Source organism: Stenotrophomonas sp. Steno-Z4, assembly GCF_056393145.1.
Genome location: NZ_JBWJPC010000002.1, coordinates 279,199 through 291,727, shown reverse-complemented (window position 1 = coordinate 291,727; position 12,529 = coordinate 279,199). Strand labels below are relative to the sequence as shown.

The 12,529-nt window shown below is 68.5% G+C and carries 7 protein-coding genes and 1 riboswitch; of the genes, 2 read left to right on the top strand and 5 right to left on the bottom strand.

Annotation, left to right across the window (positions count from 1 at the left end; all coding sequences use genetic code 11):
* Window positions 1-30 precede the first annotated feature (30 nt).
* Window positions 31-126: riboswitch (TPP riboswitch) on the top strand.
* A gap of 67 nt (window positions 127-193) precedes the next feature.
* Both AC06E7_RS07705 and pnuC read left to right on the top strand, forming a co-directional pair.
* Window positions 194-2,365: a TonB-dependent receptor gene (locus AC06E7_RS07705; RefSeq protein WP_478063926.1), complete on the top strand. Its 2,172-nt coding sequence runs from the start codon at window positions 194-196 to the stop codon at window positions 2,363-2,365.
* 8 nt (window positions 2,366-2,373) lie between these two features.
* Entirely contained in the window at window positions 2,374-2,946 is a 573-nt protein-coding gene (gene pnuC, locus AC06E7_RS07700) for a nicotinamide riboside transporter PnuC (RefSeq protein ID WP_478064185.1), read from the top strand.
* Between the two features lie 12 nt (window positions 2,947-2,958).
* Here pnuC and AC06E7_RS07695 read toward each other — a convergent pair whose 3' ends face one another.
* The 5 genes from AC06E7_RS07695 to AC06E7_RS07675 form a co-directional block, all read right to left on the bottom strand.
* Entirely contained in the window at window positions 2,959-5,082 is a 2,124-nt protein-coding gene (locus AC06E7_RS07695) for a phosphocholine-specific phospholipase C (protein ID WP_478064183.1), read from the bottom strand.
* A 17-nt stretch (window positions 5,083-5,099) separates the two neighbouring features.
* Entirely contained in the window at window positions 5,100-7,460 is a 2,361-nt protein-coding gene (locus AC06E7_RS07690; RefSeq protein ID WP_478063924.1) for a TonB-dependent receptor, read from the bottom strand.
* Window positions 7,461-7,566: 106 nt separating this feature from the next.
* Window positions 7,567-10,632 (bottom strand): efflux RND transporter permease subunit, encoded by a 3,066-nt coding sequence (locus AC06E7_RS07685; RefSeq protein WP_068848308.1) that lies wholly within the window; start codon window positions 10,630-10,632, stop codon window positions 7,567-7,569.
* A complete protein-coding gene (locus AC06E7_RS07680; protein WP_478063922.1) occupies window positions 10,629-11,729 on the bottom strand; it encodes an efflux RND transporter periplasmic adaptor subunit in 1,101 nt (366 codons plus the stop codon). The genes AC06E7_RS07685 and AC06E7_RS07680 overlap by 4 nt, the downstream gene beginning before the upstream one ends.
* 50 nt (window positions 11,730-11,779) lie before the next feature.
* The gene (locus tag AC06E7_RS07675) at window positions 11,780-12,412 is read right to left on the bottom strand and encodes a TetR/AcrR family transcriptional regulator C-terminal domain-containing protein (protein WP_184126243.1); all 633 of its coding nucleotides are present in this window, start codon (window positions 12,410-12,412) and stop codon (window positions 11,780-11,782) included.
* Window positions 12,413-12,529: the final 117 nt, after the last annotated feature.

Genomic DNA, 12,529 nt, shown 5'->3' with positions numbered 1-12,529 from the left:
CGCAACGGCGGCCGATTGGTGTGAAACTAACCACTGAAGCGGGGGTGCCTGGCGTTGCCAGGCTGAGAGAGTCCCTTGGAACCTGATCCGGTTTGCACCGGCGTAGGGAGCTTGAGCAGCGAGCGCATCCCCCATTGCGGGCTGGTGCGCCTGCGCGCCGTCGCTTCGTCTCCTCTGGCTGATGACGAATCGAATGAACCGCTGCTACCGCCTCACGCTGTTGACCGCCGCCCTCTGCGCCGCCCTGCCGCTGTACGCCAGTGACGCCGACAGCGCCGCAGGCGTGCGCTCGCCCACCGACCTGGCCGGCATCCGCGTACAGGCGCGCAAGCCCGCCGCGCCGCTGGCGCCCTCGAGCAGCTTCGGCAGCGCCGACTGGAAGAACACCCCGGCCTCGGTCAACGTGCTCGACAGCGCCTTGCTGGACCGCCTGCAGGTACGCACCCTGTCCGAGCTGGCCCGGCACGACGCGTCGCTGGGCGACAGCTACGCACCGGTGGGCTATTACCAGAACATCGCCATCCGCGGTTTCGCGCTGGACCCGGCCACCGGCTACCGCTTCAACGGGCTGTCCATCGCCGGCGAACAGCGGCTGGCGCTGGAAAACGTGCAGCAGGTGGAAATCCTCAAGGGTGAGGCCGGGTTGGCCGCTGGCGTGATGGCACCGGGCGGGATCATCAACTACGTCGGCAAGCGTCCCGCCGATGTGCGCAACATCACCCTGGCCACCGATTCGGAAGGCTCGCGCTACGCGGCGGTGGACCTGGGCGGTTGGCTTACCCCGCGCTTCGGGCTGCGATTCAACGCGGCCTGGGATGACACCTCGTCCTACATCGAGCATGCCGACGGCCGCCGCAACTTCTATTCGCTGGCCGCCGACTGGCTGATCGGCGAACACGGCAAGCTGGAAGTGGATGCCAACTACCAGACCAGCGCGCAGCGTTCGGCGTCCGGTTACCAGCTGCTGGGCGGCAGCGAACTGCCGCGCGGCGTGGACCGCAGCCTCATGCTGGGCCACCAGCCGTGGCAGCAGCCGGTGGGCATCGACAGCACCAACCTCACCGCGCTGCATACCTACGACTTCAGCCCGGCCTGGCAGTCGCGCGTGTCGGTGGGCCACAGCCGTTCGGTGATCCAGGACAACGTCGCCTTTGCGTACGGCTGCTACTACGCTGCTGGCTGCGCCGATGGCAGCGTACCGGGCAACTACTTCGCGCCCAACGGCGACTACGACATCTACGATTACCGCAGCCCCGACGATGTGCGCCGCAATGAGGAGGCACGCGGCGAACTGCGCGGCCGCTTCAGCACCGGCGCGGTGGAACACGAACTGTCGGTGGGGCTGAGCGCGTTCCACCGCACCGTGGACAAGCGCCAGAACGTCAACGAGTACGTGGGCACGGCCAACATCGGCGATGCGCAGGTACCCGTGTTCGATCCCTCGCCGCTGCAGCCGGGCCCGTCCGCGCGGCGCCTGGACAGCTGGCAGCGCGCGGTGTTCGCGCTGGACCGCATGCACGTCGGCGATGACTGGCAGTGGCTGGCCGGCGGCCGCTACGTGCGCCTGGATGAGCGCGCCTACGACAAGCGCGGCACCCCGGAACGGCACAGCCGGCTGTCGCAGTTCCTGCCGCAGACCGCACTGGTGTGGCAGGCCACCGAACAGCTGAACGTGTACGCCAGCTACGTGGAAGGCCTGTCGCTGGGCCAGGAAGCGCCGTTCTGGACCTCCAACGGCAGCACCTTCCTGCCGGCCATGCAGTCGCGCCAGCGCGAGCTGGGGGTCAAGTACGCCGCCACCGACGGCCTGATGCTGGGCGCGGCGGTGTTCCGCACCACCCAGCCGTTCCAATACGCCAAGCCGGACGCCAGCGATGCCGGCTTCACCTTCGTGCAGGAAGGCACCCAGGCCCACACCGGGCTGGAGCTGACCGCCAATGGCCAGGTCACCGAGCGGCTGGCGCTGAACGCCAGCGCCAGCGTGCTGCAGGCGCGCGCGCGCGATGCCGGCACCGCGTTCTACGACGGCCAGCAGCTGGTCAACGTGCCCAAGGTGCGTGCGGCCGTGCACGTGGACTTTGCCCTGCCGTTCGTGGCCGGCCTGGCGGTGAGTGGCGGCTGGCGCTATGCCTCGTCCAATGCGGCCACGGTGGATGGCAGCGTCAAGGCACCCTCGTATTCGGTGTTCGATGCCGGTGTGCGCTTCCAGCACGCGCTGCGCGAGCATCCGGTGACCTGGACGCTGTCGGTGGACAACGTATTCGACCGCTTCTACTGGCGTGACACCGGCAGCAGCTATGGCGATTACTACCTGTTCGCCGGTGCACCGCGCCAGGCGCGCCTGTCGGTCACCTTCGGCCTGTGAGCGCGCTCCTGCTCGAATGGAGCGCCGTCGCCGCCAGCCTGCTGGGGGTGTGGCTGATGGCCCGGCGCCGCGTGCTGGCGTGGCCGGTGGGACTGCTGGCGGTGGGCCTGTATGCGGTGGTGTTCATCGAAGCACGGCTGTATTCGGACACCCTGCTGCAGGTCGCTTTCGGCGGTTTCCTGCTGTACGGCTGGCTGAGCTGGCACCGGCATGCCGAGCAGGATGGCGCGATCGTGATCGTGCCGCTGCCGCGACGGCAATTGCTGCGCGACCTCGGCGTGGGCGTCGCCTTCGGCATCGCATTGGGGGCGGCCATGCACACCTGGACCGATGCCGCGCTGCCGTGGCTGGACGCGATGCTGGCCGCCCTGAGCCTGGTGGCGCAGTGGTGGCAGGCACGCCGGCACGTGGCTACCTGGTGGCTGTGGATCGTGGTGGACGTGGTCTACGTGGGCATGTACCTGGCCAAATCGCTGGACATCACCGCCGGGCTGTACCTGGTGTTCGTCGGCCTGGCCGTGATGGGCCTGCGCGCGTGGTCGGCCGCGGGCCATGCCGGGGCGGCACTGAAACCGCGCTAGGCGCGTAATGCTTCAGTCGAGCAGAAAGCGCATTGCCCCGGTGCCCAGCGCCGGGTCGGTGCTGCCCGGCCGGCCATCTTCGATGCGCCCGGCCAGGCGCTGCATCACGCCGGGCTGCTGGATCTCCAGGTCGTACCAGCCTGCCGTGGGAGCGGCGTTCCAGCGGATCTCCATGGCCTGCCCCGGCGCCAGCTGCAGCTCACGTTCCGGCATGCGGCCCGCGTAGACGGCGGCGCGTACGCTGACGGCCTGCGCGGTGGCCGTGGTGTTGCGCAGCTGAAGCGTCAACTGCCCGCCCTCCCCGCGCAGTGACGCCTGCACCGGTGCAGCCGCGTTGGCGGCGCCTCGGAACTGCCGGTGGAAGCCATTCGGGCCCAGCAGCCACAGGTCGTAGCCTTCCCCTGCGTGCAGCGGCCAGTGGTCCTGCAGCGGCGCACCGGGCGCCACGGTGTAGCGGCGCGGAATCGCCTCCAGCCGCAGCCGGTCGTAGACATGCAGTACCGCGGCGGCGCCTTCGCACCCCAGGGTCAGCTGCACCTTGGTGTTGCCCGCATCCAGTGCGATCTCCGCCTGGGGGCGGTACGGCAACGCGCGCGCCGGGCGTACACCCGGTTCCTGCTTTGCCGGTTCAAGGTCTGCCGGCAGCGCCGGCACCGTGCGCCCGGGCAGCGCCGCCGCCCGCGCGGCAATAGCAGCGGTAGCCGGCAGCGACGCAACGAAGGGCCGCGTATCGGATGCGGTGAAATCGAAGGCACCGGTCAGGTCGCCGCACACCGCGCGGCGCCACGGCGACAGTTCCGGTGCAGGCACCCCGAAGCGGCGCTCGATCAGGCGGATCACCGAGGTGTGGTCGTACACCTGCGAATCGACCCAACCACCGCGGCTCCACGGCGAAATCACGTACAGCGGCACGCGTGGGCCCAGCCCGTAGGGGCGGCCACGCAGGTCGAGCGGGTCGGCTTTTTCGTTGCCCGGCGACGGATGCAGGTGGTACTCGCCGTCGGTGGACACTGCGGAAGCCCCTGCCCAACCCCCCGTGGCGGTGGGATCACGCGACGGCGGCGCAGGCGGGGGCATGTGGTCGAAGAAGCCATCGTTCTCGTCGAACATCAGCAGCAGCGCGGTGCGGCTCCAGACGTCCGGGTCCGCCGTCAGCGCATCCAGCACGCGCGCGGTATAGGCCGCGCCCTGGGCAGGGCTGGACGGTCCGGGATGTTCGCTACCGGCGGCATCGGCAATGATGAAACTCACCTGCGGCAGCTGCCCTTTCAGCACGTCCTCGCGCAGCTGCGCCAGGCCACGGGTGCTGACCCCGCGCTCGCGCAGCGCCGGGTCATGCCCGGGCGCGCCGCGCCATGCCTGGCGGAACGGCTCGAAGCCGGCCAGCGGGTTGTCGGTGAAGTTGTCGGCCATGTCCTGGTAGATCCGCCAGTCGATGCCCGACCGTTGCAGGCGCTCGACGTAGGTGGTCCAAGTGTAGGAATCGGCGTTGCCGCCCAGTTCCGCGAAGTTGTCGTGCGAGTTGGCCACGGCCGGTCCGCCGCCGCGTGCGTGCGGATCGTTGTGGCCGGTCCACAGGAACAGCCTGTTCGGATTGGTGCCGGCCTGCATCGCGCAGTGGTAGGCATCGCAGACGGTGAAGGCCTCGGCCAGCGCGAACTGGAACGGCATGTCATCGCGGCGGTAGTAGCCCATCGCATGGTCCTGCTTGGCCGCCGGCCAACGCGCCATGCGCCCGTGGTCCCACGCACGCTGCGCATCGGGCCAGGTGTGCGGGGTGCCTTCCACGCGCATGTAGCCGAAGTGCGCGGCGGTATCCAGCGGGAACGGGGCGATGCCGTGGGTGCCGGCCGCGTTCGGCTGCAACCAGATGTTGCGGCGTGGCTGCCCGGCGGCCAGCGGGGCGGCCGGCACCACGAAGCGGTCGCCGAAACCGCGCACGCCGGGCAGCGTGCCGAAGTAGTGATCGAAGGAGCGGTTCTCCTGCATGAACACCACGATGTGCTGCACATCCTCGAGGCTGCGGCTGCGCGCATGCGGCGCGATCGCCGCCGCACGCGTGATGCTTGGCATCAGCGCGCCGATGCCGGCGGCCAGCCCGGCCTGCAGCAGCCGTCGCCGGCCGCTGTCAGGCAAGGACGGGCGCGCAGGGCTCACAGGTCGACCCGGACCGAGAAGCCCACGGTGCGCGGCGCACCGATGAACGCCGAATCGCTGCCGTCCACGCCGGCCAGGTAGCGGCGGTCGGTGAGGTTGCTGACCACCAGGTTGGCGCCCACGCCCTTCAGCTTCGGCGACAGGCTCTGCAGGTCGAAGCCGATGTTGGCGTTGAACACCGTGGCCGACGGCAGGCGGCTGTCGTTGGCCGCATCCAGGTAGCGCTCACCGAGGTAACGCCCGGACAGGCCGACGTTCCAGCTGTCGCCCTGCCAGTCGGCCGAGACCACCAGCACGTGCTTGGGCTGGCCGATCACCTGTGCACCGTCGACGATGCCCAGTTCGGTGTCGCGCGCCACGTTGCCGCTTCCCAGGTACTTGGAACGGTTGTAGGTGTAGGCACCATTAATGCGCCAGCCGTTGTCCCAGCCATAGCCGAGCGCGGCTTCCAGGCCGGTGCTTTCCACGCCACCAAAGTTCTCGTAGACGCCATCGGTCTCATCCAGGTAATCGATGCCGTCGGCCAGCCGCGCGGGCAGGTAGACGATGCGGTTGCCGAACTTGATGTTGTACAGGGTCAGCGAGCCGGTCAAGGGCCAACGGCTCACGCGCAGACCCAGCTCGATGTTGTCGGCGGTTTCCGGTTCCACCCGCGAGAAGCGCTGCGCGTCGGTTTCGCCAAGCACGCCGGAGGGAATGGCGGCGAAGTTCTGCGAGAAGCCACCGAACAGTTCAAGACCTTCCACCGGCAGGGTCCAAGTGCCGCCGGCGGAAATCAGCGGGTCGGACTTCGAATCTGAACGCACGTTCTCGGCGCTGCCGATCACGCGTTTGCGCTTCTGGTCCACGAAGAACTGCTTGACGCCCACGCGTGCGCTGAACGGCCCGAAGCGCGCCACGTCCTCCACGTAGTACATCTGCTCATCGGTCCTGTAGCGGTCTTCGAACTGCACCCAGTAGGGCTGGTGGTCGAAGCTGATGTCGGTGCTGACGTTGAGCAGGCGGTGCCAGTCGCGGCGCACGCTGCGATCAAACTGTTCCAGCCACACACCAGCGCGCACGGTGTTGTCGACCGTGCCCAGGCTCTGCTTCCATTCCACGTCGGCGGTGAAGCCAGCGCGGTCGTTGTCGTAGTGCGAATGGCGGTAGGACTGCACGCCCTGCACGCCCGGTGCGTAGCAGTTGGGGTCGTACTCGGCGCTGAAACCGGCGCGCGGCACGCAGCCGGCGCGCATCTGCGCGGCGCTGCTATCGGGATTGACGAAGTAGAACTGGCCCAGCGCGCTGCCGCCGTACACGGTGCTGCCGCCAAGGTATTCCGATTCCGGCGCGCCCGCGCCATCGTTGCGCGCCTGCACCAGGTAGGGCGGCAGCCAGTCGCCACGGCCTTCCATCCTGTGCGCGTAGCCGGTGAGCGAGAGCTTGACGCCGTTGCCGCTGTCGAACGCGCCGCGCAGGTAGCCGAAGGTGTTCTCGCGCAGCGCGCGCGAGCCGGAACGGAAGTTCTGGTCCAGGTAGGGAATGCCGGTGAGCGTGCCGGTGAGCCCGTCGCGATCCGGGTTGGTCGCGAACGCTTCCGGGGTGACACTGGTGTATTCGGGCTCGTCGGCATCGTTGTACGAGGCGTAGCCGCTCAGCGTCCAACGGTCGAGCTCGGTGATGAACTTGGCGGCCAGGTGATCGTTGCTGACGTGGCCGCTGCCGTCGATCCAGTCGTTGACGCGGGCCGAGGAGGCGCTGACCCACGCGCGGGTTTTGCCACCGAGCACGCCGGTGTCATAGCGCACATAGTACTTGCGCGCGTCGTTGTCGCCGCCACCGGCGACCATGCGCAGGCGCGCGTCCTGCAGCGGGTCGCTGGTAAGGAAGTTCAGCGTGCCGCCGAGCGCTTCGTTGGAGCGCGAGGAGATGTCCGCCGTGCCCTGGCTGACTTCAATGGTCTCCAGGTCCAGCGTGTCGATGTAACGGTTGGCCAGCGAACCGCCGCCGTAGCCGGAGCCACCATTGGGCAGGCCATCAATGGTGGTGCCGATCTGCTGCGTGTCGCGGTTGGTCACGAAGCCGCGCATGCTGATCTGGGTACCCCAGACCGAGGAGCCGGTGGCGTCGGCTTCGCTCACCACCACGCCAGGCAGTTCATTGAGCGCGTTGTTGACGCTGCCCAGGATCTGCTGGCGCTGCAGGGTTTCCTGGCTCACGGTGGTCTTGGCGAAGCTGGTGGCCTGCCCGATGACCTGTACCTGGTCCAGCGTGCGCGCGTCATCGGCGGGTGCTGGTTCGGCGGCGATGGCCTGTACGGAAGCAGAAAGCAACAGGGCGAGCAGCGAGACACGGGGATAACGGCCAGCAGTGGGCATCGGTCATGGGCGCGGCAGTGGGGTCGGCCGGCAGTATTGGCAGCTGGAGTTACGTGCCCATGACATGCGCGCGACGGGCGTTCCGTCGCGCGCACGTGTCATTCCCTCAATGCGCGCCGTGCGTGGAGCGGTGGCGGAACCTGCGCGACATCCATTCGCCGAGGTCATCCATCACGGTGAATGCCGCCGGGATCACGATCAGGCTGAGCAGCGTGGAGGTGATCAGGCCGCCGATCACGGCAATCGCCATCGGTGCGCGGAAGCTGGAATCACCGGCGAAGCCCAGCGCGATCGGCATCATGCCGGCGCCCATCGCCAGGGTGGTCATGATGATCGGCTGCGCACGCTTGCGGCATGCATCGATGAGCGCGTCATGCTGGCTCATGCCCTGTTCGTCTTCGGCCATCACCGCGTAATCCACCAGCAGGATGGAGTTCTTGGTGGCGATGCCGATCAGCATCAGCAACCCGATCAACGCCGGCAGCGAGAGCATGTTCTGGGTGATCAGCAGCGCACCGAACGCACCGCCGGCGCACAACGGCACCGCCGCCAGGATGGTCACCGGCATCAGCGCGTGGTTGAACAGCAGCAACAGCACCATGTAGATGCAGATCAGGCCGGCGGCCATCGCCAGCATGAAGCCGATGAACAGCTCCACGAACACTTCGGCATCGCCGGTGTTGAGGAAGGTCACGCCCGGCGGCAGCTGCTTCACGCTGGGCAATGCCTGCACTTCGGTCATCACATCGCCCAGCGGGCGGCCGTTGAGTTCGGCGGTGAGGGTCACGTTGCGCTGGCGCTGGTAGCGCGAGATCTGCGACGGGCCACTGCCCTGGCGGATCTCGGCCACCGCTGCCAGCGGCACCGGTCCATCGCGGCCGGGCACGCGCAGCTGCCCGATCAGCGCCGGGTTGGCCAGCGTGGCCTCGGCGAAGCCGACCCGGATCGGCACCTGGCGATCAGGCAGGTTGAGCTTGGCCAGGCGCTGCTCGTAGTCGCCGGCGGTGGCGATACGCGCCGCTTCGGCGATGTCCTGGGTGGCCACGCCGAGGTCGGCAGCGCGTGCGGCGTTGGGCACGATCTGCAGCTCCGGGCGCAGCAGCGATGCGGTGGAGGTCACGCTGCCCAGGCCCTGGATACCGCGCAGGTCGCGTTCCAGGGCGGTGCTGGCGTCCTGCAGGCGTTGCGGGTCATCACCGGACAACACCAGCTGCAGCAGGTTGCCCGGCTCGGAGCTGACATAGCTCACGCGGACGCCGGGCAGGTTGGCCAGGCGTGCGCGCGCATCGCGTTCCAGTGCGCGCTGGTCGCGGTCGCGGTCATCGGCCACGCCCCAATCCAGGATCAGCGTGGCCTTGCGCGGTTCGCCCACGCCGGTGGCGCTGGGGTCGCCCAGGTCGAGCACGGCGCCCACGGCGGTGTAGACCTGCTTCAGCTCGGGCATGTCCTTGAGCAGCGCACGCGCACGTTCGGCCACGGCCACGGTTTCCTGCAGGCGGGTGCCCGGCGGAAGCTCCAGATTGAGGTTGCTGCGGCCCAGGTCGGACTGCGGAATGAAGGTGGCCGGGATCAAGGGGACCAGCGCCAGCGACCCGACGAACATGGCGAAGGCCAGCCACAGGGTCCAGCCGCGATGGCGCAGTGCCTTGTCCACCCAGCCCAGGTACCAGCCCATCAATTTCGATTCGGGCTTCTCCTCACCATGCGGCTTGAGCAGGTAGGCGGCCATCATCGGGGTGAGCAGGCGCGCCACCAGCAGCGAGAACAGCACGGCGGTTGCGGCGGTCCAGCCGAATTCGCGGAAGAACTTGCCGGCGATGCCGGGCATGAATGCCACCGGCACGAATACGGCAGCCAGGGTCAGCGAAGTGGCGATCACCGCATTGCCGATTTCGCCGGCGGCTTCGCGCGCCGCTTCCAGCGGTGGCTTGCCCATGCGCAGGTGGCGCACGATGTTCTCGATCTCCACGATCGCGTCATCCACCAGGATGCCGACCACCACCGACAGTGCCAGCAGGGTGATGATGTTGAGCGTGAAGCCGAAGAAGTACATCACCGCGAAGGTGGGGATGATCGACAGCGGCAGGGCCAGCGCCGATACCCAGGTGGCGCGCCAGTCGCGCAGGAACAGCCACACCACCAGCAGGGCCAGCAGCGCGCCCTCCCACAGCATGGTCATCGACGAATCGTAGGAGCGGTGGGTTTCGTCGATGGCGGTGGTGACCAGGCGGAAGTCGATGCCCGGGTGCTCGGCCTTTATCTTGTCCAGCGCGTCATGCACGCCGGCTTCCACCTTCACTTCGCTGGAACCGCGGGTGCGCGACATCGAGAATGCCACAACCTTCTCGCCATCCAGCAATGCCGCTTCCGTGGGGTCGGCCGCAGCGTCGGTCACCGTGGCCAGGGTGGACAGCCGGACCGCACGGCCGTCCGGCAGCGCGATGGAGTAGTCGCGCAACGCCTGCGCGTCACCGACCGTACCCAGGGTGCGGATGGTCTGCTGCGCGCCTTCGATCTCCGCCTTGCCGCCGGCGCGTTCGACCTGGATGCGGGCCAGCTGCTGCGAGACATCACCGGCGGTGATGCCCATGGCGATCAGGGCGTTGGGGTCCAGGTCCACGCGCACCTGGCGCTGCACGCCGCCCACCCGGGTGACCCGGGCCACGCCCGGCACGCCGTACATCGCGCGCGAGATGTCGCGGTCCACGAACCAGCTGGCCTCGTCCGGGGTCATGTGCGGGGCGACCAGCGCGTAGGTCATCAGCGAACCGCCGATATCGACCTTGGAGATCACCGGTTCCTGGATGTCCTGCGGCAGGTCGGTGCGGATGCGGGTGACCGCATCGCGGGTATCGTCGAGCGCGGTGGCCAGGTCGGCCTCGAGCTGGAATTCGATGGTGGTGGTGCTGACGCCTTCGCTGACCGAGGAGATCACGCGCTTGACGTTGTTCACCGTGGCCACCGAGTCCTCGACCTTGCGGGTGACCTCCGCCTCCAGCTGGCTGGGCGAGGCGCCCGGCTGGGTCACGGTGACCGTGGTCATCGGGAAGGCGATGTCGGGGAAGCGGGCGACCGGCAGCTGGTAGAAGCCCCACAGGCCGGCCACGCACAGCACGAAGAAGATCAACAGCGCGGGTAACGGGCGCTTGATTGCCCAGGCGGAGACATTCATTTCGCGGCCGCCTTGGCATCGGCCACCACGCGCACGCGATCGCCTTCACCGAGGAAGCCGGCGCCGTCCACCACCACGCGGTCGCCGGCCTTGACGCCCTCGAGGATGGCGGTACGGCCCTGCACCGCCTGGCCGGTGCGCACGCGCAGGCGCGCGGCCTGCTGCTTGTCGTTCACCGTGAACACATAGCTGTGGCCATCGCGCTGCACGATCGCGGCGGTCGGGAGGGTCAGCACCGGGCCCTCGCCGGTGACGATGCGGCCTTCGACGTACACCCCCGGCTTGAGCGTGCCCGGCTCGGGCAGGTCGGCATACAGCGTTCCGGTGCGGGTCTGCGCGTCCACGCCCGGGGTCACCGCACGGATGCGCCCGGTGACCACGGCGCCGGCATACGGCAGCTCCACCGTGTTGCCCACGGCCACCCCGGTGAGCTGGTCTTCGGGCAATTCGGCGCGCCATTCCAGGCGGCCGTCGCGGATCAGGCGCAGCAGCTCGGTTCCGCCCGACACGACCTGGCCGGGCTGGACCAGGCGCTTGGAGATCAGACCATCGGCGGGCGCGCGCAGATCGGCGAAGTCGCGGCGCAGCTTGGCCGCGTCACGCGCCGCACGGGCGGTGGCGGTCTGCGCTTCGGCATTGATGCGGTTGGCGCGCAGCTCGTCCAGGCTGCTTTCGCTGATCAGCTGCTGCGCGGCCAGCTTGGCGCTGCGCTCGTAGTTCATCCGCGCCAGGTCCTGCGCCGCCTGCGCCTGCTTCAGCGAGGCGTCGGCCTGGGCCAGTTCGCTGTCCAGCGTGCGGTGGTCCAGCTGCAGCAGCACCTGGCCCTGTTTGACCCACTGGCCGACGTCCACCGGCAGTGCAGTCACGCGCTGGCCGCTGATTTCGACGCCCAGCTGCATTTCCTCGTACGCGGAGACCGGGCCGGAGACCAGCACCGTGCGCGCCATGGTCTGCTGCTGCACGGTGGCCAGCGAAACCGGCAGCGCGGAGCTGGCGGCCGCTGCCTCCGCTTTGGCTTTTTCGTCCTTGCCGCCGCATGCGGTGACCAGGGCGAGGGTGAGCAGGAGCAGTGAACTGCGGAGAAGAGGTGCACGCATGGAGGAGCTTCCGTGTCGAAACCGCGGGAACAGGGGAAAGGGAAAACGAATCAGGGTGTTCGGGCCAGGCGCAGCTCGATGCCGTCGAGCATCAGGCCGAGGCCTTGTTCGAAGCGCGTGTCGAAATCGACCTCGCTCCAGACCTCACGGGCGTCCCAGCAGTGCGGGAAACGCGCTTCGGCCAGGGCCATGAAGGCCTCGCCCAGCGCTTCCATGCTGCCGTCGCCGGGCCAGGACTGTTCTTCGATGACAAAGCCCATCGCGTAATACACCAGGTCCATCGAGGCAGTCGCGGCGAACCGCACCGACGCACCGGCGCCGACCAGCGCGGCGATGCTGGCCTCGCCCACCCGCAGCACGTTCTCGGTGGCCAGGAACGTGCCTGCATACACCCGCGCACCGTCGCGGCGGGCCTTGAAGGCCACCCGGAACTCGCGGGCGATCTGCAGCAGGGTCTGCCGCCAGGGCTGGCCTTCGGGAATGTCGCGGGCCACGTCGACAATCATGGCGTCGGCCATGGCATCGACCAGCGCCTGCTTGCTCTTGAAGTGCCAGTACAGCGACGGCGCGCGGATGCCCAGCGTGCAGGCCACCTTGCGCAGGGTCACGCCCTCCATGCCGGCCTCGTCGAGGATCTTGAAGGCGGCACCGACGATGTTGTCCCGGGCGATGGGTTGACGCACTGGGGGCTTCTACCTAACGTTGTTAGGGGGCGAATCTAACAGTGTTAGGTTTACTTGTGCAAGGAACGGCCCCGTCGCGCTTCGTGGGCGCCGGGCACCGCGAGGACACGCATGGCG